Here is a 21101-nt window from a genome sequence, read left to right as displayed (position 1 = left end):
AGACAGCAGTAAGCGATATACGCAATGGACGTTGCAGTAGACGCAACGCACCAGATCAGGGAGGCTCCATGACAGCCGACAGCCCCTCCGAAGCGCTCGCCCGCCTCGCAGAGGACCGTGTCGACCACCGCTTCAAGGGCCTCCCCCCGGACGCCGACGGCCTCACCGTCGCCGAACTCGCCGCACAGCGCCGCAACCTCTTCACCGACGGCTTCGCGACCCCCGTCCTTGCCCTCTCCGCCGAGCGGCTCCAGCACAACCTGGAGCTCATGGAGGCCTACTCCGAACGCCACGGACTCGCGTTCGCCCCGCACGGCAAGACCTCCATGGCACCCCAGCTGTTCCAGCGGCAGATCGAGCACGGGGCGTGGGGCATCACCCTCGCCGTACCGCACCAGGTCCGCGTCGCCCGGGCCTTCGGGACGCGGCGCGTATTCCTCGCCAACGAACTCGTCGACCCGGCCGCGCTCCGGTGGATCTCCGCCGAGCTCGACTCCGACCCCGACTTCCGTCTCATCTGTTACGTCGACTCCGTACGCGGTGTCGGGCTCATGGACGCGGCCCTGCGCGGAGCCGGCCGCCCCCTGGACGTGGTCGTCGAGCTCGCCGCCGGCGACGGCGCCCGTACCGGGGTCCGCACGGAGGCCGAGTGCGCCGCCGTCGCCGACGCCGTGGCCGCCGTACCGACCCTGCGGCTCGTCGGTGTCGCCGGGTACGAGGGGGAGGTCCCGAACGCCGACCCCGAGCGCGTGCACGCCTGGCTGCGGCGGCTCGTCTCCCTCGCGGTGGCGTTCGACAAGCACGGGCGGTTCGGCGGGACGGACGAGGTCGTCGTCAGTGCGGGCGGCAGCGCCTGGTTCGACGCCGTCGCCGACGTGTTCGCGGAGATCCCCGAACTCTCCCTTCCCGTGCTGAAGTTGCTCCGCTCCGGCGCCTATGTCTCGCACGACGACGGCCACTACCGGAAGATCACCCCCTTCAACCGGGTCCCGGAGGAGGGCGCCCTGGAACCGGCGTTCCGGCTGTGGACGCAGGTCGTCTCCCGGCCCTCCCCCGAACAGGCCTTCGTCAACGCGGGCAAGCGGGACGCGGCCTACGACCTCCATCTGCCGTTCGCCCAGGTCGTACGGCGGGAGGGGGTGGAGCGCCCGGCGGACGGCATCGAGGTGACCGGCCTGTCCGACCAGCACGCCTGGCTGCGCACCGGGCCAGAGGCCGATCTGGAGGTCGGTGACTGGCTCGGCCTGGGGCTGTCCCATCCGTGCACGTCCTTCGACAAGTGGCAGCTGATCCCGGTGGCCGAGGCGGACGGCACGGTCGTCGACTACATCCGCACCTACTTCTGAGGGGGCTGTCGCCGATGGAAGAGCTCGTCATCCGGGACGCGGACGTCGTGGACGGCAGCGGTGCGCCGTCGTACCGCGCAGATGTCGTGATCGACGGCGGCCGGATCGTCTCGATCGTCAAGGAGGCGGCCGACGCCGGGTGCCAACGCCCCACGGCCCGCCGCGAGTTGGACGCGGAAGGCCTCGTCCTCTCCCCCGGCTTCATCGACATGCACGCCCACAGCGACCTCGCCCTCCTGCGCGACCCCGACCACAGCGCCAAGGCCGCGCAGGGGGTCACGCTCGAAGTCCTGGGCCAGGACGGGCTGTCGTACGCCCCCGTCGACGACGGCACCCTGGCCGAGGTCCGCCGCGCCATCACCGGCTGGAACGGGTACGGCGACGACATCGACTTCGACTGGCGGTCGGTGGGCGAGTACCTCGACCGCCTTGACTCCGGTTTCGAAGGCCGGGGCATCGCCGTCAACGCGGCCTATCTGATCCCCCAGGGCACCGTCCGCATGCTGGCCGTCGGCTGGGAGGACCGGGAGGCAACCCCTCAGGAGCTCGACCGGATGCGGCAGTTGGTTGCCGAGGGAATGGAGCAGGGCGCGGTCGGCCTGTCGTCGGGGCTCACCTACACGCCCGGCATGTACGCCAAGGACGCCGAACTCACCGAGCTGTGCCGGGTGGTGGCGTCGTACGGCGGCTACTACTGCCCGCACCACCGCTCGTACGGCGCGGGGGCCCTCGAGGCGTACGAGGAGATGGTCGCCCTGACCCGGGAGGCGGGCTGCTCCCTGCATCTCGCCCACGCCACCATGAACTTCGGCGTGAACAAGGGCCGGGCGCCCGAGCTGCTGGCCCTTCTCGACGACGCGCTCGCGCAGGGCGCCGACATCAGCCTCGACACGTACCCCTACACCCCCGGCTGCACCACCCTCGTGGCCATGCTGCCGAGTTGGGCGAGCGAGGGCGGCCCGGAGCGGATCCTGGAGCGGCTCGCGGACGAGGCGACGGCCGAGCGGATCCGGCACCACCTGGAGGTCATCGGCGCGGACGGCTGCCACGGGGTGCCCATCGAGTGGGACACGATCGAGATCTCGGGGGTCAGCGATCCGTCACTGGGCGACTTCGTCGGCCGTACGGTCCAGCAGTCCGCCGAGTCGCGCGGCGAGGCCCCCTGGACGACCGCGCGCCGACTGCTCGTGCGGGACCGGCTCGGGACGACGATCCTCCAGCACGTGGGCCACGAGGAGAACGTCCAGCGGATCATGCGCCACCCGGTCCACACCGGCGGCTCGGACGGCATCCTGCAGGGGACGAAGCCGCACCCCCGCGCGTACGGCACCTTCCCGCACTATCTCGGCCGGTACGTCAGGGAGTTGGGGGTGCTGTCCCTGGAGGAGTGCGTGGCCCATCTGACCGGCCGCCCGGCGGCACGACTGCGCCTGCCGGACCGCGGGCTGGTGCGTGAGGGGTACCGGGCCGACGTGGTCCTCTTCGATCCGGGGACGGTGGCGGCGGGGTCGACGTTCGAGAATCCCCGCACACTCCCGGTGGGCATCCCGCACGTCCTGATCGACGGTCGGTTCGTGATCGAAGACGGCCGACGGACGGACGTACTGGCGGGCAAGGCGGTCCGTCACAGTCCCATGTGACGGAACGCCCGACGCCCCAGGGGCGCGGGACTGTATCAGTGTGCGGCTCCGCCGCGTGGGCGCGACCGGCCACGACGGCGCCGCAGCCGCCCTACAACCGATCGCACCCCGCACGGAGCGTTACGGCTTAGGCAGCGTGCAGGTGCTCGCGCTCAGGTTGAGCTGGTTGCGGGTCGTGAAGCAGGCCGGGATGTTGTAGATCTCCTGGGCGTAGTTGATGCCCTGGCGGACGGTGACGGCGCCGCTCTCGCTGACCTCGCACGGGTTGTTGACCGTGCAGGACTCGCCGTCCTCGTTGCCGGTGTTGTTGACGGCGACGACCTTGCCGGTGGCCTGGTCGATCACCGGCGAGCCGGAGGTGCCGCCGATGGTGTTGCAGGCGGAGGTGTAACGGACCGAGTCCTTCCAGGTCCAGTCACCCTCCTTCAGACGGTACGCGAACCCGTCGATGTTGCAGTTGTAGAGCGTCTTCCAGTAGCCGGAGGCCACGGTGATGGCGGTGCCGGCGGTCGGGTGGGTGTCCTGGACGGTCAGCGGGGAGATGTTGTACGAGCTCTTGATCGTCGCGTACGTGCTGGTGAGCTGGTAGATCGAGACGTCCGTGTCGGTCATCGTCGCGTAGGCGAGCTTGCTCGCGCGCAGCGTCGCGACCCGGGAGCCGGAGGAGTTGAGCAGGCCGAAGGTCCGGGAGGAGGCCTGGTTGGTGATGACCTGGCCGGGTGCCGGGAAGCCGGAGGTCAGGCAGTGGCCGTTGCTGAGCACCAGGGCCGGGTCGGTGTCCAGGGAGTTCGGGAAGCGGATGACCGAACCGGAACAGTTGCTGAGCGAGACGGTCCCGGCGAGCGTCACGGCCTGGAGCGTGGGCGACGGCGACGTGGCCTGCTTGACGGCCGACGTGGTGGACGTGACCAGGTCGTGCACGACCGACGTGACCGTGTCCGTGTCCACGCTCTTGCCGACGCCCGCTGCCGCGGGTTCGGCGGCGACCGCGGGTGCCGTACCCATCCCGGCGAGCGCCAGGACACTGAGTGCGGCGACGAGAGGCTTTCTCATGTGGGGGTCCCCTCTTGCGACTTGGACGACCGGAAATCTTCCGGCCGTCCGTGAGTTTGTCATGCGCATTCTCGACATGGAGGGGTTGAGGGGACAAGGAGTTCGCGCCCTCAGGTATACGGATCTTCACCGGAAGGTCATCAACCCGCCCTGATCCACACTCACTTGGGCGGCTTGGTGTTGCCCTGGCCCTTTCCGGGCCGCTTGTCACGGTTGCCTGGGACGGTCCCGTTCTCGGCGGCGATCGGAGCCGGGGTGGCGGTCAAGGACCGGTGTGTCACCCGACGCTCGACGCCGGGGCGAGGGCGCGCTGCTGATGGGCGACCTGGAGCACCCATTGCGTCAGCAGATCGGGGCTTGATGTCGGCCCCAGAGCCTCCAGTTCACGAGCGCGGGCATGCCGGTTCAGGGTGCACTTGGAGGCATAGAAGATCACCTGCTCCCGCTCCGGGTACAGGCCGCGGTCCCGCCACTCCTGGAGGGCGTCCAGGCCCGCCTCCGGGCCGGCGCTGCGGCCGATGTCGGAGATCACCAGGTTCACCCGGTCGTTGGCGAGCGCGAGTTCCGCCTCCTCCTGATCGGCGGCCTCCACCACGACGGCGCCCCGCAGCGTCAAATAGTCCACCAGGCGCCGGTTGTTGGCCATGTGGTCGTCCACCCACAGGATGTGCAGCCCCGTGAAGTCCTCCTTGACCCGGGTCGGCGCGGGCTCCGTCAACCGCTGTGCGGCGATCGGCAGCACCGCGTCGACGAGCGGCAACTGCCGTAGTGTCGATACCCAGGAGTCCGTGCAGAAGCTCGCCGACGACCCCGATTTCATCTCCCTCTACGACGGGCTGATGAAGTTCCCCGACGCGACGGAACTCATTGATTCGGGATCGACGGTCAGCGCGTTCCAGACCACGTTGACCAGCGCGGCCGGCCCCAGGAAGGCCGCCGCCGTGGCCAGCCCCAGGCGCAGAACGCCGACGAGCGAGAACCGCCCGTCCGCCGAGGCGAGGAACCTGACCAGGGCGCGTCGGCCGAATCCGGCCAGCACCGCCTTGAGCAGCCGCTCCAACTGGTCACCGCTGCGGGCGGACCACGCGTTGTACCAGACGGTCTCGACGCCACCCTCCCGTAACCGGGCCCGCGTCAGGCGCATCAGGGTGCTCTTGCCCATGCCCCGGCGTGCGTCCACCGCGACGGCCATCGGCGTCGAGGCACACGAGTGGATCAGCAGCCGGGCGAGCGCATCAGCACTGACCTGCGCCTTGAGCCGATCCCGTTCCGCGCACTCCACCGGTTCGTCGCTGAGCAGCCTGAAGGATTCGTCGTGGATCCGCACGACATCGACATCAGCCATGTCCGTCCCCCGTTCATGGCAAGTCCTGCCCGGAGTGTGGCATCGCCACGGGCCGCGGGCGCCGCTCACGCACGGAGTTCCGCACGACGACGTAGGCCCCGCGCGCAGGTGGGCGAGGAGCCCTACGCCACGCCCCTCCGGCCCACGCTGCTCACCTGGGCTTCTTGGTGCTGCCCTGACCACGCCCCGATCTGCTGTCGGAGTTGCCCGGGGCGGACTCGCTCGCGGTGGCGGTCGGGGCCGGGGTGGTGGAGGCGCCGGACGAGGGCTGCCCCTCGGGCTCTCCCGATTCCTTCTTGTCCGACGACGGCGACGGGGAGCCGGAGGCGGCGGTCCCGGAGGAGGACGTGCCGGCGTCCGGCGACCCAGTGCCGTCCGAGCCGGTCGCGGTGCCGTCCTCGTCGGGCTCCGTGGAGCCGTCGGCCGCCGACGGTCCCGTACGGCCGTGCTTGCCTTCGGCGTCACCCGACCCGCCTCCCGAGAAGGCGAACCCGGCGATCAGTGCGACCGTCGACACGGCGCCCACCGCGCCGGCCGCGAGCGCCACCCGTCGCGAGCGCCAGGGGGCCGGTTTGCGGCGGGAGCGGGAACGGGAGCGCCGGGACGGGATGCGTGGCAGCTCGGTCGTCTCGTCGTAGGTGCTCTGCCAGCCGTGCGCGACGGCCGGGTCGGCGTACTCCTCGTACGGCGGGGGCGGCTCGGTCTGCGGGTGGTACACGTTCGGCGGACCCTGGGGGTCGCGCGCGACGTGTGTCCCGTTTCCGTACTCGTCTGGGCTGGACATGGCCCCGCATTGTAGGGACGGGCGGGGCCCCTGGGACAGCTACCGCCGATAACCGCCCAAACCGCACCGTCTCGCGTGGCGGAAAACACGACCCGCGAAGCGTTACCCCGCCGTAAGCTCCCTGACATGCAGGTGATCCAGTCGACCAAGCTCGCCAACGTCTGTTACGAGATCCGGGGCCCGGTTCTCGAGGAGGCCATGCGGCTTGAGGCGGCGGGCCACCGCATCCTCAAGCTGAACACCGGAAACCCGGCCGCCTTCGGCTTCGAGTGCCCGCCGGAGATCCTGGAGGACATCCTCCGGAACGTGTCCTCGGCCCATGGGTACGGCGACGCGAAGGGGCTGCTCGCCGCGCGCCGCGCCGTCGTCATGCACAACCAGACCCTCGGCATCGAGACCGACGTCGAGCACGTCTTCCTCGGCAACGGCGCCTCCGAGCTGATCGTGATGGCGATGCAGGCCCTGCTGGACGACGGCGACGAGGTCCTCGTCCCGTCCCCGGACTACCCGCTGTGGACCGCCGCGGTCTCCCTCTCCGGCGGCACCGCCGTCCACTACCGCTGCGACGAGCAGTCCGACTGGATGCCGGACCTCGCGGACATCGAGCGGAAGGTCACCGACCGCACCAAAGCGATCGTGATCATCAACCCGAACAACCCCACGGGCGCGGTGTACGACCCGGCGATGATCCAGGGCCTGACCGACATCGCCCGCCGCCACAACCTGCTGGTCTGCTCGGACGAGATCTACGACAAGATCCTCTACGACGGCGCCACGCACACCCCGACCGCGGCCGTCGCCCCGGACCTGCTGACCCTCACCTTCAACGGCATGTCGAAGGCGTACCGGGTCGCGGGCTACCGCGTCGGCTGGATGGCGATCTCCGGGCCGCGCGCCCACGCGGACTCCTACATCGAGGGCCTCACCATCCTCGCGAACATGCGCCTGTGCGCGAACATGCCGGGTCAGCACGGAGTCGTGGCCGCGCTCAGCGGGCGCCAGACGATCAACGACCTGGTGCTGCCGGGCGGGCGACTGCGCGAGCAGCGGGACGTGGCGTACGAGCTGCTGACCCAGATCCCGGGCGTGAGCTGCGTGAAGCCGAAGGGCGCGCTCTATCTCTTCCCACGGCTCGACCCCAAGGTCTTCAAGATCAAGGACGACCGGCAGATGGTCCTCGACCTGCTGCGGCGCGAGAAGATCATGGTCGTCCAGGGCACCGGCTTCAACTGGAGCGAGCCCGATCACTTCCGGGTCGTGACGCTGCCGACGGCCCGTGATCTACGGGACGCGGTGACACGGATCGGGAACTTCCTGGACGGCTACAGCCAGTCGTAGGTGAATCCGTCCCGCCGCTCAACTTTAGACTAAATCTAAGCTAGGATGATTTCCTGACAGCACAGGAGGCCATCCCATGTACGAACCGATCCGCACCAAGTCGGTCCACAGCACGATGGCCGGCACCACGTCCGACTTTCCGCACCGGACCCGCGAGGAGGAGCTGGAGTTCCAGCTCGCGGGGCATCTGGCGGCCCTGCTGGCGGTGACGGACGAACTGCGTTCGGCTTCGCCGTCGGCCGACCTCGACGCGGCCGCGGAGCGGCTGGCCGAGCAGGTGACGCGTCTGCGGAGCGGCAGCACGCCGGCCCGCGCCTCCGGCGGGGGCGACGGTCGGCTCGCGTCTCTGCACCGACGGGCGCATGCCCTGGCGGGGCGGGCGCTGGTGGTGGCGGCATCGCGTGCGGACACCGCGGCGGCGATTCTGGCCGCGGAACGAATGGATGCGCATGCCGCTGCGCTGGCTGAGCCGCGCGAGCTGACCGCGGCCGGCTGATCCCTGGAACGGCCCCGGTCCGCGTGCACCCGCAGCGACGCGCGGACCGGGCGCCACACACTGCGTTGGCTTGAGCCGTGGCGCCTCTCGCCGTAAGGGTTCGTGTCGTCTTGCGGCTGCGGGTTCGTCGTGGTTGATCGCGCAGTTCCCCGCGCCCCTTTGGGGCGCGTTGCAGTACTGGGGTCGGTATGACACCTCCCGTTCATGCCCCCTGCCGGGGAATGTTGGGTTCCGGGAGCAGTCTGCCTGTGTGAGACGAATCATCGGAATCGTCCTCGCGGTCTTGCTGATCGGCGGAGTGGTGGTAGCCGTCGCGGCGGGCCGGGACACCGGGGACAAGAGCACGGCAACGAAGACCGTGCGAGGAGTGATCGGATCGGAGAAGGCGGAGTTCTTCGCCGATCCTGATGTGGTGAAGGCCCTGACCGCCAAGGGGTTCACCGTGAAGGCCGAGACCTCCGGGTCCTGGGCCATGGAAGGGCTGGACCTCGAGGGGTACGACTTCGCCCTTCCCTCCAGTCAGGCGCCGGCCGTCGAACTCGCCGCGAAGTACAAGGTGTCGGGGACACTCCCCCGCCCCTTCTACTCGCCCCTCGTCGTCGTGGCGCACAAGAGCGCCGCCGAGGTGCTCGCGGGCAACGGGCTCGCCACGCTGGACGCCGAACACCGCGGCATGCTCAGGATGGCCGCCTATCTCGACGCGGCCCGCGAGGACCGCACCTGGCAGCAGCTCAAGGGCGCCGCGAAGTACGGGGAGTTGAGCGGCACGCTCTACCTCGCCAGCACCGACCCGGAGTCCTCCAACTCCGGCGCCCTCTATCTGGCCGCCGCCTCCTATGTCGGCAACGGCGGCAAGGTCGTCGCGAGCGAAGCCGAGGTCGGGAAGGCGACTCCCCTGCTGCGCAAGCTGATCAGCGTGCAGGGCGCCCAGCAGACCAGCACGGACGCGGCGTTCCGGGACTTCGTCAGCGGGGCCGGCAACCCGCTCGTCCTCGTCTACGAGTCGCAGGTCGCCTCGCTCCTGGCGGACGGACAGCAGCCGGACGACCTGGTCGTCCTCTACCCGGACACCACGGTCAACAGCGACCACACCGTCGTACCGCTGACCGAGAACGGCCAGGCCCTCGCCGAACTCCTCTCCACGGACCCCGAGTTGCGCAAGCTGGAGGTCCGGCACGGGTTCCGTCCGCAGGGCGCGGCCGCCGGGTTCGCCTCGGCCGGCACCTATCTCAAGCAGCAGCTGACCGGCGTCCGCCAGGCGCCCGTGCCCACCTCCACGGTGCTGCACGAGCTGGCGCGACGGGCGCGGGGATGAACGGGGGGATCGTATGAGCGGCTTCAACAACACCAGCCAGAACAGCAGTCGGCAGCACACCCTCAGCGGTGACGACGTCTTCACGCTCACCCCGCCCGAGGCCGTGGCACCCGTGCCGCGGGAGAAGGCCGGCGGGCTCGTGCCCGTCGACGAGAGCGTCCGTACGGGGATGGCGCAGAAGGCGGCCGACTATGTCGCGGGGCTCACCGCCCTCGACGCCCGCTCGCCCGAGTTCGCGGGCAAGGTCGGTGAGATCACCGGGCTCGGCGCCGGCGAGATGCGTGCCGCGGCCGCGCAGTCCAACCGGATGCTGGAGCGGACCATCCGCAGCCTGCCCGACACGGGCGGGGACGCCCAGTCGCAGGTCGCGGGCTCGCTCGTGGAACTGCGGCGGGTCGTCGAGGACCTGGACCCGCGTGATCTGCCGGCCGCCAAGGGACGGAAGTTCCTGTCCCGGCTGCCCGGCGGCAACAAGGTGCGCGACTACGTCGCCAAGTACTCCTCCGCGCAGGGGACCCTCAACAAGATCGTGGGCTCGCTGCGCGGCGGGCAGGACGAACTGCGCCGCGACAACGCCGCGTTGCAGACCGAGCGGGTCCGGCTCTGGGAGAGCATGGGCAAGCTCCAGGAGTACGTCGTCCTCACCGAGGCCCTGGACACGGCGGTCGAGCAGCACATCGCCCGGGTCGGCGACCCCGAGGCGGCCGACTCGCTCCGCGCCGACGTGCTCTTCCCGGTCCGGCAGAAGCACCAGGACCTGCTCACCCAGCTCGCGGTGTGCGCCCAGGGCTACCTCGCGATGGACGTCGTACGCCGCAACAACGAGGAGCTGATCAAGGGCGTCGACCGCGCGGCCACGACCACGGTGTCGGCGCTGCGGATCTCCGTGATGCTGGCCTCCGCGCTCGACAACCAGAAGAAGGTCATCGAGCAGGTCAACGCGTTGCGCGGCACGACCGAGGACCTCATCCGGGGCAACGCGGAGATGCTCGCCACGCAGAGCGGGGAGATCCAGCGCATCGCCGCCGACCCGGCCGTGGGGGCGGAGACCCTGCGGTCGGCGTTCCAGCAGATCTATCGGACCCTGGACGCCATCGACACCTACAAGGTCCAGGCGACCGAGGTGATGGCGTCCACCGTGGAGTCCCTGACCTCCGAACTCCAGCACGCCTCCGCGTACCTGGAGCGCAGCCGGTCGCAGGGCGCGCTGGAAGGGGGGCTCGGATGAGACGACCCCTCGCGCTGGCCGTCGCGGCGCTCGCCCTCCTGACCGCGTGCACGTCGACGGGGTCATCGGGCTCCGGGGACGGCGTGAGCACGCCGGGTGTCGCCGGCTCCTACGAGCCCGGCACCCTGCGCGTCCTCGCCTCCAGCGAGCTCAGCGACATGGCCCCGGTCCTCGACCGCGTCGAGAAGGAGACCGGGATCAAGGTCCGACCCGTCTATCTGGGCACCCTGGACGCGATCGACCTGCTCGCCCAGGGCACGGCGGACGGAAAGTACGACGCCCTGTGGCTGTCCTCCAACGACTATCTGCGGCTGCGCCCCGACGTGGCGAAGAAGGTGGTCTCCGAGACCCCGGTGATGTCCAGCCCGGTGGCGATCGGGATCAAAAGCGCCTCGCTGAAGTCCCTCGGCTGGAAGCCCGAGCAGGTGACCTGGGCCCAGGTCGAACAGGCCGTCCAGGACGGCCGGCTGACGTACGGCATGACCGATCCGTCCCGCTCCAACTCCGGCTTCTCCACCCTGGTCGCCGTCGCCTCGGCCCTCTCCGGCGCCCAGTCGGCGCTCACCGACGCGGACGTCACGAAGGCGGCCCCGCGGCTGAAGGAGTTCTTCCAGGGGCAGAAGCTGACGTCGGGCTCGTCGGGCTGGCTGGCGGCGGCGTACGAGCGGCGCGGGAACGTCGACGCGCTCCTCAACTACGAGTCCGTCCTCGAGGGCATCCCGGGCCTCACCGTGATCCGGCCCCGGGACGGCGTGGTCACCGCCGACTACCCGCTCTCCTCCCTCGCCGCCACCGACACCACGGTCCGCGAGGACGTCCGCCGGCTCGCCGAGGCCCTGCGCACCCCGGAGATCCAGCGCGAGATCACCGAGCGCACCCACCGCCGCCCGGTGGTCCCCTCGGTGTCCCCCGCGTCCGGCCTCGACACCGACCGACGTCGCGAACTGCCCTTCCCGGGCAGCCGTTCCGTCGCCGACGGGCTGCTCGACTCGTACGACAACGAGCTGCGCCGTCCTTCCCGGACCGTGTACGTCCTCGACACCTCGGGCTCGATGGAGGGCGACCGGCTGGCGCAGCTGAAGAAGGCGCTCACCAACGTCGGCGGCCGTTTCCGGGGCCGCGAGGAGGTCACCCTGATGCCGTTCGGGTCGGAGGTGAAGGACGTGCGGCGCTACGCGATGGATCCGGATCCCCGGTCCGGCATCGAAGCCGTCCGTGCGGACATCGGCGCGCTCGCCGCCGAGGGGGACACCGCGATCTACACCTCGCTGGAGAAGGCGTACGAGGAACTCCGCACCGACCGGGACATGTTCACGTCGATCGTGCTGATGACGGACGGCGAGAACACGACGGGCAGCTCCGCGGCGCAGTTCGAGGGGTTCCACGCCCTGCTCGACCCCGCGCAGCGGGAGATCCCCGTCTTCCCCATCCTCTTCGGCGACTCCGACCGGGGGGAGCTGGAGCACATCGCCGAACTGACCGGCGGCCGCCTCTTCGACGCCCGACAGGGCTCGCTGGACGGCGCCTTCGAGGAGATCCGTGGCTATCAGTGAGTACCTCGAGTCCCGGAAGAACATCACGGGCAGCGTGTGCGGGATCGCCGGGCTGGGGCTGACCTTCGCGGGAGTGGCGGGCCCGTACTGGCCCGTCGTCGTCGTGGGGCTGTACGGCGCGGGCGCGCTGATCGCCCCGCCGGAGCGGCCGCCGCTGCCGGACTTCCCGGACGCTTCCGCCCAACTGGACGCCGTGCGCGGTGACTTCGGGACCCTCCACGCGTATCTGGCGGAGATCGAACTGCCGCCCGCCGCGGCCGGCCGGCTCACCGAACTCACCGAGCTGCTCGGCGCGTTGCTCGATCCCGGCTGGTCGACCGAGCTGCTCGCGCACGATCCGGAGGGCGTGCACACGCTCTCCCGGGCGGTACGGCAGGACGTTCCCGAGGCTGTCGACACCTTCGTACGCACCCGCTGGTGGACGCGTCTCGCACCGGGCCAGGAGGCGCCGGAACGGCACCTGGAGCGGCAGCTCACGCTCCTCCAGAAGGAGGCCGAGGCGCTGGCCGCGGCGCTGCGCGAGACGGAGGCGCGGCGGCAGGAGTCGCACACGCGGTACCTGGAGGACCGGGCGAACTAGCCCCCGTTGCTCCGGGCGATGGCCGCGATCACGATGAACACCACCAGCGCGATCAGCAGGCACGCCACCTTCAGCGCACCGAACCCGGCGCCCGCCGGCACCTCCTGGGGCACCGGCACCGGCGGCGGGGGCGGCAGCGGTACCGGCCGGGGGCCGTTGAACACGTCGTGGCCGGTGTGGACCGCCCGTACGCACCAGGGGCAGTCCGGCAGATGGGCGCCGTAGGCGTGCAGCGGACGCGCCTGGCACACCCGTATCTGTGCGCGCTGCTTGTCGAGCGCGCGCAGCCATGCCTCCGCCGGTGGGCGGGCGGCGGGGGCGTGGACGCCGGGGCCGAAGGCGGCGCGGGAGAGGGTGAGCAGGTCGGGCGGGAGGACGGACGGGTCGATGGTGCCGCGCGGGATGACGACCTGCTCGGGGCGGACGACGTAGGAGCAGCTGGCGGCGATGTTGTCCTTGACGGTCGACTCGGAGGTGCTCTCGTGCGGGACGCCCCCGAAGGGGTGGTTGCCGGCCGTGAGGAGCTGGTAGACGAGGACGGCGAGGGCGAAGTCGTCGCTGGAGCGGGTGGCGGGGCCGCCTGCTTGGCGTTCCGGGGCCGAGTAGTCCGTGGTGTGCATCAGGCACGGGAAGGGCTCGCCCGTCACCGGGTCGGTGAAGGCGATGGAGTCGCAGTCGAGGAAGGTCACGAAGCCGTTGGCGTCGACGACCACGTTGCTGCTGGAGAAGTCGCCGATGACGAGGTGGTCGTGGTGCATGCGCGCGGTCATGAACGCGAGGTTCCAGGAGACGCCGACCAGGAAGCGCCAGTCCGCCTGGGGGAAGAGCCTCAGGCGCTGGGCGCGGGTGAACAGCCCGACCAGCTGGACGTGTTCGGGCTCGCCGAACCGGTGCATGGCGTAGCCGAGGAACGCGCCCTCGGGACTGCGGGCCATCGCGATGGGCCAGGCCAGCTCGGGCGGCTGGGAGCGGTCGGTGGGGCGGGCCGCGAGGGGGGACATGGTCAGCATGCGGGCCAGTCGGCGCTCCTGGTCGGGGCCCGGCGGGTCGCGGTAGAGCTTGACGACGGTTCCGTGGTCGCCCTCGACGGGGAAGACGGCCGCCTGTCCGCCGCCCTTCAGGGGCTGCTCGGCGAGGACGACCGGTTTGCCGTCCAGGTGGACCACGCGGCCGCTCATGGCCGCGCCTTGCGCACGGCCCGCAGCAGTGTCTTGTCGTCGGCGTTGAGCGCGGTCAGCCGGTCCGACCTGAGCAGTGCGGCCAGATTGTCGTGCGCGGAGTCGGACACCGGTCCGGGGCCGTCGAGGGAGCGGAAGACGGCGTCGGCGAAGGAGGCGTTCGGGGTCGGGGTGCCGCCGCCGGTGCGGGAGAGCGCGGCCTGGGCGAGTCCGTCGGTGGAAAGCAGGACGCCGTCGATCCCCGGGTCGCACACACAGTCGGTGCGCATCCAGCGGGCCGCGTCGGGCGAGGTGAGGAAGACCGTCTCGTTGCTGTACTCGCTGGCGTCCGCGGCCTGCGGCAGCACATGGAACTGCGGTTCGCCGTCCTCGGCTCCGGCGCGCAGTACGACGAAACCGTCGCCGACGGTGAGATGGCCGAGCCAGTCCGGGGCCAGCACGACAACGGTGAGGGTGGTCGCGAAGTCCGCGGCCGCCGCGCCCGTGGTGTCCAGGAACACCTTGGTGACGTCATGGAAGGCGTCCGCGAGCAGATCGTGCACGGCCTCGCCGGGCGGGCTGTCGACGGCCGCGGCGGCCCGTCGTACGAAGTGCTCGGCGGCCAGCTCGACCGCGAGCCGCGAGCCCTCGTCGGAGCGCGGCCGGCTGCCGGCGCCGTCCGCGACGGCGAGCACGGCGACCGGCCCGGACTCGACATGGGCGCAGGCGTCCTGGCAGGGCAGACCGTCCCGGCGGTGCCGGTAGCCCTCGACGCTCATGCCGTGGATCCGCCAGCCGGCCCTGCCCATCGCTCAGCTCTCCCAGGCGGGGCGCTGGGTCTTGAACTGGCTGAAGATCTTCTCGAAGACCTCGTCGCCGGCGCCCTTCTGTTCGGCGTTGGCACTGGCGGACATCATCTGGAGCAGTTCGCGGAACGGGAAGCCGTGGATGGTGGCGTTGAACTTCGGGGCGAACGCCCGCAGGACCTGCTCGCCGGTGTCGGTGATGCCGCCGACGCCGATCGCGTACAGCCGGAAGCGGCGGGCCTGCTGTTCCTCGGCGAGCACCGGGACCAGCCGGTGCCAGGAGTCGGTGCGGCGGCCGGTGGCATCGGTCGGGATGCCGTCGGTGACCAGACAGATCTGCGGGCGGTAGTACTGGAGTCCGGCGGCGCGCAGCTCGGCCTTGCGGGCGGCGACGATGTGCATCGACAGCTCCAGGGCCTCCGTCATCAGCGTCACACCCGCGGCGCCGAGCTGCGGCGGGCGGAACATGTGCGCGGGCACGAAGGGGCTCACGGGGGCGCCGGGGGCGAGGGGCTGCGGACCCCGCCAGGCGGCGACCCCCTGTCCGCCGAAGGTGACGACGGCGACCTCGACGCTGTAGCTGAGGGCCACGTCGTCGTGCAGTTCACGCGTCCACTCCACCAGCGCGTTGTTGAGCGTCTGGATCGGCGGGCCCGCCATGGAGCTGGACGTGTCGAGACACAGCACCAGCGGCAGCCGCTGCGCGTTGTTCTCGAACTCGATGTCGGCGTACTCCGCCGGCAGCGTGGGCGGGTATTCGCTGGACATGGGCGTCTCCTGGTGGAGCGGTACGTCTAACGGGCGTGGGCGTGGCGCCCGGCGGCGGGCGGAAAGGCGTGCAGTACGTCGGAGTCCGGCTCCGGTCCGTCGGTGACGTCGACGCGCGAGCCGGGCGCGGGCGGTGCCTGCCCGGGATCCGCCCACACGGCCCGGTACAGGACGCGGTCGAGTTCGACGTATCCCTGGGGGTGCAGGTCGGTGCGGACGACGGCGGGGCGAGTGGCGGCGCTCGGCGTGCCGGAGCGGTGGCGGCCGGAGCGGGCGGGGGTGGTGCGCAGGGCGCGGGTGGGTTCGTCGGCCATGCGGGCGGCGGGCGCCGGGGCGGCGGCGGGAGCCGTGCGGGTGCGGCGTACGGCGAAGTAGAAGGCGATGAGGAGGAGGACGAGGAGAGTGGCGACGGTGATCAGGAGCCAGTCCTCGTAACCGAGGCCCGATCCTTCGGAGGGGGCCAGGGAGTACTCGGACTCGGGGAGGCCCGCGATGCCCTGCGCGTTGATCAGGCCGGTGCCGAGCACCTGCTTGCCGGAGCCGGGTCCGACCAGGTCGCACAGGTCCCCGGGCCCCTTGGTACAGGCGCCGACGTCCTCCAGTTCCGTGACTTCCGTCGGGGTCAGGCGGGTGATGCTGGCCTTCGGGTGGACGAGCCGGTGGCCCGCCAGCACGAGCAGCGCCGTCCCGCCCTCGCCGGTCGTCACCCCGTCCGGCACCCGCACTTCGAGGTTGTGGCGGTTGCCCAACACGGCCGCGGCGACGGTGCTCCGGCCCCGTTGGGTGCCGTCGAACGGGAGCTGCTGGTCCACGGTGACCGTGACGGTGTGTTCCTTGATCTCCCGAGTCCAGCATCGCAGCCGGTCCGCGAAGGCCCCGTCGCACGACTCGTCGGCATGCGTGGGCGCCGCGGAGACCAGGGCGACGAGCAGCCCAAGAAGCACGGTGAAACAGAGCGAACGCCTCATGGACACCCCCGTGACCCGAAACGGTCATCGCTCATATTGGAGCCAACGGACCCGTTCCCGAAAGGGTTTTACGCTTTCCCGCCATTCCCTTCTACAACTGGAACACCTCATGACAACGGGTGAACATCTGCCGCGCCCGTTCCACCCAATCGCTGGCCAAAGCATCGAAGTCCGCTTGGGTGACCCGGCAGGTCAGCGGCAGATCGCACACCCCTGCGAGACAGGGCCGCGGCCCCCGCACGTCCCACACGGAGAGCATGGGATTCAACTGTTCGGTATTCCATGCGTTCGATGCCGCCGCGGCGACCGCCAGTTGGTCATGGCGCAGGAAATTCCCGTCCGTGACAAAGGCGACGAGCAGCCGCTTGGTGGTCATGAATCTGACCGTGAGCGTTCGTCCCGTTTCCTCGAGATCGAATTGCAGGGACACGGAATCGGTGTCGGTCACGGCGTGGAAATTCCGCCCGGTACCCCAGTTCCGCACCAACTGCCGCCAGTGCGTGCCGATTTCATGGGCCGGGCCGGTCGAGGGCTCAGACGGTGCCACGGCCCACCGCCCGGGCGACCATCGCGTCGGTCAGTCCCGCGTCCAGCAGTGCCTGGGCATGCAGCATCAGACAGGAGGGCACGGACACGCTCGTACCGGCGGCGCGGCGCGCGGCCAGCTCGTCCAGCCGGACCTCGATCGTCTGCCGCACCTTGGGCGGCGGCCACGAGGGTGCCGGCTGGGCCTCCTCCACCAGTTCGGCCAGCAGGTCGTCGAGCCGGGGCCTCTCCTCGGGCCGCTTGGCGAGGCAGCGTGAGATCAGCGGCCGCATGCCGGGCGGTACGCCGTCGAGGTCGGGGTCACCGAAGACGACCTGGTACCGCACCGCCTCCCCCGCCCCGTGCGGCGGCCGCCCCGACAGCGCGTAGACCAGCACTCCGCCGAGGGAGAACACATCGCTCTCCGGCCCGACCTGCGCCCCCTTCATCTGCTCCGGCGACATGAACGGCGGGGTGCCCACGATGAGTCCGACGGCGGTGAGGCCGGGCGCTCCGTCCACGCGGGAGATCCCGAAGTCGATGACCCGCGGCCCGTCGGAGGCGAGGAGCACGTTGGACGGCTTGAGGTCGCGGTGCACGACTCCGGCCGCGTGCACGGCCTGGAGCGCCTCGACGAGGAACGCGCCGAGCCGGCGTACCTGGTCCTCGGGCAGCGGCCCGTCCGTGCGGACCGCCTCGGCGAGCGAGGGGCCGGGGACGTACATCGTGGCCAGCCAGGGCAGTTCGGCCTCGGTGTCGGCGTCGATCACCGCCGCGGTGTAGGCGCCGCTGACGACCCGGGCGGCGGCGACCTCGCGCGCGAAGCGTTCCCGGAACTCGGGTTCGGCCGCCAGCTCGGGGCGTACGACCTTCACCGCCACCTCGCGCCCGGCGGGCGACCGCCCGAGATACACCCAGCCCATGCCGCCGGACCCGAGCCGTCCGACGATGCGGTACGGCCCCACCTTCAAGGGATCGCTGACCGGTGTGCGCACCCCGCTCACCTCATTTCGGGGTTCGTTGCAGGATGTCCCGAGTGTCCCGCGAAATCCCGGTCCGCACAGGGGTGATGAGGGAAAACGCTCAGAGGTGACAGGGGAAGAAGACGAAGGCCTGTCGCCGGTCTCCCGTCGGGGCGGACGGGAGACCGACGACAGGCCTCAAGCCCCGCACGCCGTTGTACGGAACCTCGTCGGCTGTCACCGCGGCCGGTCGTGACGATCGCTGGTCAGGGCACATCCAAACCGGCCGCGGAGTCTTTCTTCGTCGCGTGGGCTCAGCCCAGGCGCTGCACCAGCGCCCGGTACTCGTCCCACAGTTCCTTCGGGGTGTGCTCGCCGAAGGTGTTGAGGTGCTCGGGGACCAGGGCGGCCTCCTCGCGCCAGACCTCCTTGTCGACGGTGAGGAGGAAGTCCAGGTCGGACTCGGAGAGTTCGAGGCCCTTGGTGTCCAGCGCGCCCTTGGCCGGCAGCACGCCGATCGGGGTCTCGACGCCCTCGGCCTTGCCGTCGAGACGCTCGACGATCCACTTCAGGACACGGCTGTTCTCACCGAAGCCGGGCCAGACGAACTTGCCCTCGTCGTTCTTGCGGAACCAGTTGACGTAGTAGATCTTCGGGAGCTTCGCCTGGTCCTTGCCCTTGGCGACGTCGACCCAGTGGCCCATGTAGTCGCCCATGTTGTAGCCGCAGAACGGCAGCATGGCGAAGGGGTCGCGGCGCAGCTCGCCGACCTTGCCCTCGGCGGCCGCGGTCTTCTCGGAGGCCACGTTGGCGCCCAGGAACACACCGTGGTTCCAGTCGAAGGACTCGGTCACCAGCGGTACGGCGGAGGCGCGGCGGCCGCCGAAGAGGATCGCGGAGATCGGCACGCCCTTGGGGTCCTCCCACTCGGGCGCGATGATCGGGCACTGCGAGGCGGGCGTGGTGAAGCGGGCGTTGGGGTGGGCCGCCGGGACACCGGACTCCGGCGTCCAGTCGTTGCCCTTCCAGTCGGTGAGGTGGGCCGGAGTCTCCTCCGTCATGCCCTCCCACCAGATGTCGTTGTCGTCGGTGAGCGCCACGTTGGTGAAGACGGAGTTGCCCCACAGCGTCTTCATCGCGTTGGCGTTGGTGTGCTCACCGGTGCCGGGCGCGACGCCGAAGAAGCCGGCCTCGGGGTTGATGGCGTAGAGGCGGCCGTCCTCGCCGAACCGCATCCAGGCGATGTCGTCGCCGATCGTCTCGACGGTCCAGCCGGAGATCGTGGGCTCCAGCATGGCGAGGTTGGTCTTGCCGCAGGCGCTCGGGAAGGCGGCGGCGACGTACTTCGACTCACCCTGCGGGGGCGTGAGCTTGAGGATCAGCATGTGCTCGGCGAGCCAGCCCTCGTCGCGGGCCATGACCGACGCGATGCGCAGGGCGTAGCACTTCTTGCCGAGCAGGGCGTTGCCGCCGTAGCCGGAGCCGTAGGACCAGATCTCGCGGCTCTCGGGGAAGTGCGAGATGTACTTGGTGGAGTTGCACGGCCACGGGACGTCCGCCTCGCCCTTCGTGAGGGGCGCGCCGAGGGTGTGGACGGCCTTCACGAAGAAGCCGTCGGAGCCGAGCTCGTCCAGGACCGGCTGCCCCATCCGGGTCATGGTGCGCATGGAGACGGCGACGTAGGCCGAGTCGGTGATCTCGACGCCGATGGCGGAGAGGTCCGAGCCGAGGGGGCCCATGCAGAACGGGACGACGTACATCGTCCGGCCCTTCATGGAGCCGCGGAAGACGCCCTTCTCCCCCTGGAAGATGTCCCGCATCTCGGCGGGGGCCTTCCAGTGGTTGGTCGGGCCGGCGTCCTCTTCCTTCTCGGAGCAGATGAAGGTGCGGTCCTCGACGCGTGCGACGTCGGTCGGGTCGGAGGCCGCGTAGTAGGAGTTCGGGCGCTTGATCGGGTCGAGCTTCTTGAAGGTGCCCTTCTCGACGAGCTCCTCGCACAGGCGCTCGTACTCGGCCTCGGATCCGTCACACCAGACCACGCTGTCCGGCTGCGTCAGTTCTGCGATCTCGTTCACCCACGAGACCAGTTCCTTGTGCTGGGTGGGGATGACGGGGGGAGCCGCGATGTCGCGCGCCACGATTGCTCCTAAATGAGGGATTTTTTGTTTGGAGGCCCCGTGGGGGCTGCGACCCGGATGCTTCTCGGTGGTGACCTTGGCGCTCATCCGGTGCCGACCGCACTCATCTGATCATGCGTCGCGAGCGCCCATCTGTCCAGAAGGCCTCACACTTGAGCGGAGTGAGGATTGCCACGTGTCGGAGTGTTGCCAACCGTGCACTTTGGGTTCACTTGACACTTCCTTGACCGCGCCCTCACGGCGTCAACTGCCGTGAGATGATGGCCACTCTCGGCCCTTTCCGGGCCCGCACTCATCCGCAACTTACGGTTCCGTAGGTACGATGCCGTGCATGACTGCGTCCGCCTCCGATGCGCCTCTGGACTCGCCGGCCGCCGGCCGTAACCCCGTGGCGCTCTCCCTGCCGCAAGAGATCAAGCCCAAACTCCGGGGCTGGCTGCATCTCGGCATGTTCCCGGCCGTGCTCATCTCGGGTCTGGTGCTCACCGCCCTCGCGGACTCGACGCGGGGCCGTATCGCCTGCGGGATCTTCGCCCTGACGGCCTGTCTGCTGTTCGGCGTCAGCGCCCTGTACCACCGGGGCAACTGGAGTCCGCGCATGGACGGCATCCTGCGCAGACTGGATCACGCCAACATCTTCCTGATCATCGCGGGCACCTACACCCCGCTGACCATGCTGCTCCTGCCCGGCGCGAAGGGGCAGTGGCTGCTGTGGGGCATCTGGGGTGCCGCCCTGGCCGGAATCATCTTCCGTGTCTTCTGGGTGGGCGCACCGCGCTGGCTCTACACCCCCTGCTACATCGCGATGGGCTGGGCGGCGGTCTTCTTCCTGCCCGACTTCATGCGTACCGGCGGTATCGCGGTCCTGGTCCTGGTGATCGTCGGCGGGCTGCTCTACAGCGCGGGTGGCGTGATCTACGGCCTCAAGCGCCCTGACCCCTCTCCGCGCTTCTTCGGCTTCCACGAGGTCTTCCACTCGCTCACGCTGGCGGCGTTCGTCGTCCACTACGTCGGGATCTCGCTGGTGGCATACCAGCACGCGTAGCGGCATTCCCGCTCTTCAGGGCCATGGCTTCAAGCCGTGGCCCTTTTTTTGTTG

Annotated in this window: 20 protein-coding genes; 9 read left to right on the top strand and 11 right to left on the bottom strand. The window is 70.2% G+C overall.

Translation table 11 applies throughout. From position 1 onward, the window contains the following. Nucleotides 1-68 precede the first annotated feature (68 nt). A complete protein-coding gene (locus tag OHU89_RS31720) occupies nt 69-1346 on the top strand; it encodes an amino acid deaminase (protein ID WP_405647953.1) in 1278 nt (425 codons plus the stop codon). A 14-nt stretch (nt 1347-1360) separates the two neighbouring features. Beyond that, nucleotides 1361-2986, top strand: a complete 1626-nt coding sequence (locus OHU89_RS31715) for an amidohydrolase family protein (RefSeq protein WP_405647951.1) — start codon at nt 1361-1363, stop codon at nt 2984-2986. A gap of 120 nt (nt 2987-3106) precedes the next feature. Here OHU89_RS31715 and OHU89_RS31710 read toward each other — a convergent pair whose 3' ends face one another. From OHU89_RS31710 to OHU89_RS31695, 4 genes are all read right to left on the bottom strand, one after another. Next, complete coding sequence (locus tag OHU89_RS31710) at nt 3107-4039, bottom strand: serine protease (protein WP_405647949.1); 933 nt, start codon at nt 4037-4039, stop codon at nt 3107-3109. 277 nt (nt 4040-4316) lie between these two features. After that, entirely contained in the window at nt 4317-4799 is a 483-nt protein-coding gene (locus OHU89_RS31705; protein ID WP_405647947.1) for a hypothetical protein, read from the bottom strand. A gap of 66 nt (nt 4800-4865) precedes the next feature. Then, nucleotides 4866-5384, bottom strand: a complete 519-nt coding sequence (locus OHU89_RS31700) for a P-loop NTPase fold protein (RefSeq protein WP_405647945.1) — start codon at nt 5382-5384, stop codon at nt 4866-4868. A gap of 151 nt (nt 5385-5535) precedes the next feature. After that, nucleotides 5536-6168 carry a hypothetical protein gene (locus OHU89_RS31695; RefSeq protein WP_405647942.1) on the bottom strand — a complete coding sequence of 211 codons (633 nt, stop codon included), beginning with the start codon at nt 6166-6168 and terminating at the stop codon, nt 5536-5538. 126 nt (nt 6169-6294) lie between these two features. Between OHU89_RS31695 and OHU89_RS31690 the strand changes: the two genes are divergently transcribed. The 6 genes from OHU89_RS31690 to OHU89_RS31665 all read left to right on the top strand — a co-directional run bounded on the left by OHU89_RS31690 (nt 6295) and on the right by OHU89_RS31665 (nt 12678). Next, complete coding sequence (locus tag OHU89_RS31690; RefSeq protein ID WP_405647940.1) at nt 6295-7506, top strand: pyridoxal phosphate-dependent aminotransferase; 1212 nt, start codon at nt 6295-6297, stop codon at nt 7504-7506. Between the two features lie 76 nt (nt 7507-7582). Beyond that, nucleotides 7583-8002, top strand: a complete 420-nt coding sequence (locus tag OHU89_RS31685) for a hypothetical protein (protein WP_266888644.1) — start codon at nt 7583-7585, stop codon at nt 8000-8002. Between the two features lie 250 nt (nt 8003-8252). Further along, nucleotides 8253-9317, top strand: coding sequence for a hypothetical protein (locus tag OHU89_RS31680; protein ID WP_405647938.1), 1065 nt, complete (start codon nt 8253-8255; stop codon nt 9315-9317). A gap of 13 nt (nt 9318-9330) precedes the next feature. Further along, nucleotides 9331-10545 (top strand): toxic anion resistance protein, encoded by a 1215-nt coding sequence (locus OHU89_RS31675; protein WP_405647936.1) that lies wholly within the window; start codon nt 9331-9333, stop codon nt 10543-10545. Then, nucleotides 10542-12098: a substrate-binding domain-containing protein gene (locus OHU89_RS31670; RefSeq protein ID WP_405647934.1), complete on the top strand. Its 1557-nt coding sequence runs from the start codon at nt 10542-10544 to the stop codon at nt 12096-12098. Before OHU89_RS31675 ends, OHU89_RS31670 begins: the two co-directional genes overlap by 4 nt. Then, nucleotides 12085-12678 (top strand): hypothetical protein, encoded by a 594-nt coding sequence (locus OHU89_RS31665; RefSeq protein ID WP_405647932.1) that lies wholly within the window; start codon nt 12085-12087, stop codon nt 12676-12678. The genes OHU89_RS31670 and OHU89_RS31665 overlap by 14 nt, the downstream gene beginning before the upstream one ends. Here OHU89_RS31665 and OHU89_RS31660 read toward each other — a convergent pair. The 7 genes from OHU89_RS31660 to OHU89_RS31630 form a co-directional block, all read right to left on the bottom strand. Continuing rightward, complete coding sequence (locus OHU89_RS31660) at nt 12675-13856, bottom strand: hypothetical protein (RefSeq protein WP_405647929.1); 1182 nt, start codon at nt 13854-13856, stop codon at nt 12675-12677. The genes OHU89_RS31665 and OHU89_RS31660 overlap by 4 nt on opposite strands. Beyond that, nucleotides 13853-14644 (bottom strand): PP2C family serine/threonine-protein phosphatase, encoded by a 792-nt coding sequence (locus tag OHU89_RS31655; RefSeq protein WP_405647927.1) that lies wholly within the window; start codon nt 14642-14644, stop codon nt 13853-13855. Before OHU89_RS31655 ends, OHU89_RS31660 begins: the two co-directional genes overlap by 4 nt. Nucleotides 14645-14647: 3 nt before the next feature. Then, nucleotides 14648-15409, bottom strand: coding sequence for a vWA domain-containing protein (locus OHU89_RS31650; protein ID WP_405647924.1), 762 nt, complete (start codon nt 15407-15409; stop codon nt 14648-14650). Nucleotides 15410-15435: 26 nt separating this feature from the next. Beyond that, a complete protein-coding gene (locus OHU89_RS31645; protein ID WP_405647921.1) occupies nt 15436-16377 on the bottom strand; it encodes a hypothetical protein in 942 nt (313 codons plus the stop codon). A 91-nt stretch (nt 16378-16468) separates the two neighbouring features. Next, nucleotides 16469-16825 (bottom strand): hypothetical protein, encoded by a 357-nt coding sequence (locus tag OHU89_RS31640; protein WP_234441697.1) that lies wholly within the window; start codon nt 16823-16825, stop codon nt 16469-16471. Nucleotides 16826-16910: 85 nt separating this feature from the next. After that, nucleotides 16911-17897 (bottom strand): serine/threonine-protein kinase, encoded by a 987-nt coding sequence (locus OHU89_RS31635; RefSeq protein WP_405647919.1) that lies wholly within the window; start codon nt 17895-17897, stop codon nt 16911-16913. Between the two features lie 281 nt (nt 17898-18178). Continuing rightward, on the bottom strand, nt 18179-20002 hold the full coding sequence (locus tag OHU89_RS31630) for a phosphoenolpyruvate carboxykinase (GTP) (protein ID WP_405647917.1): 1824 nt from the start codon (nt 20000-20002) through the stop codon (nt 18179-18181). A 331-nt stretch (nt 20003-20333) separates the two neighbouring features. Between OHU89_RS31630 and OHU89_RS31625 the strand changes: the two genes are divergently transcribed. Continuing rightward, entirely contained in the window at nt 20334-21047 is a 714-nt protein-coding gene (locus OHU89_RS31625) for a hemolysin III family protein (RefSeq protein WP_266888655.1), read from the top strand. Nucleotides 21048-21101 lie beyond the last annotated feature (54 nt).

Source organism: Streptomyces sp. NBC_00019, from assembly GCF_045041015.1.
Lineage (GTDB): Bacteria > Actinomycetota > Actinomycetes > Streptomycetales > Streptomycetaceae > Streptomyces.
The sequence above is the reverse complement of the archived record's forward strand: the minus strand, read 5'-3'. Positions and strand labels throughout refer to the sequence as shown.

Coding starts and splice junctions, on each gene's coding strand:
- OHU89_RS31720 (WP_405647953.1), top strand. CDS start 69: ATGACAGCCGACAGCCCCTCCGAAGCGCTCGCCCGCCTCGCAGAGGAC.
- OHU89_RS31715 (WP_405647951.1), top strand. CDS start 1,361: ATGGAAGAGCTCGTCATCCGGGACGCGGACGTCGTGGACGGCAGCGGT.
- OHU89_RS31710 (WP_405647949.1), bottom strand. CDS start 4,039: ATGAGAAAGCCTCTCGTCGCCGCACTCAGTGTCCTGGCGCTCGCCGGG.
- OHU89_RS31700 (WP_405647945.1), bottom strand. CDS start 5,384: ATGGCTGATGTCGATGTCGTGCGGATCCACGACGAATCCTTCAGGCTG.
- OHU89_RS31695 (WP_405647942.1), bottom strand. CDS start 6,168: ATGTCCAGCCCAGACGAGTACGGAAACGGGACACACGTCGCGCGCGAC.
- OHU89_RS31690 (WP_405647940.1), top strand. CDS start 6,295: ATGCAGGTGATCCAGTCGACCAAGCTCGCCAACGTCTGTTACGAGATC.
- OHU89_RS31685 (WP_266888644.1), top strand. CDS start 7,583: ATGTACGAACCGATCCGCACCAAGTCGGTCCACAGCACGATGGCCGGC.
- OHU89_RS31675 (WP_405647936.1), top strand. CDS start 9,331: ATGAGCGGCTTCAACAACACCAGCCAGAACAGCAGTCGGCAGCACACC.
- OHU89_RS31670 (WP_405647934.1), top strand. CDS start 10,542: ATGAGACGACCCCTCGCGCTGGCCGTCGCGGCGCTCGCCCTCCTGACC.
- OHU89_RS31660 (WP_405647929.1), bottom strand. CDS start 13,856: ATGAGCGGCCGCGTGGTCCACCTGGACGGCAAACCGGTCGTCCTCGCC.
- OHU89_RS31655 (WP_405647927.1), bottom strand. CDS start 14,644: ATGGGCAGGGCCGGCTGGCGGATCCACGGCATGAGCGTCGAGGGCTAC.
- OHU89_RS31650 (WP_405647924.1), bottom strand. CDS start 15,409: ATGTCCAGCGAATACCCGCCCACGCTGCCGGCGGAGTACGCCGACATC.
- OHU89_RS31645 (WP_405647921.1), bottom strand. CDS start 16,377: ATGAGGCGTTCGCTCTGTTTCACCGTGCTTCTTGGGCTGCTCGTCGCC.
- OHU89_RS31625 (WP_266888655.1), top strand. CDS start 20,334: ATGACTGCGTCCGCCTCCGATGCGCCTCTGGACTCGCCGGCCGCCGGC.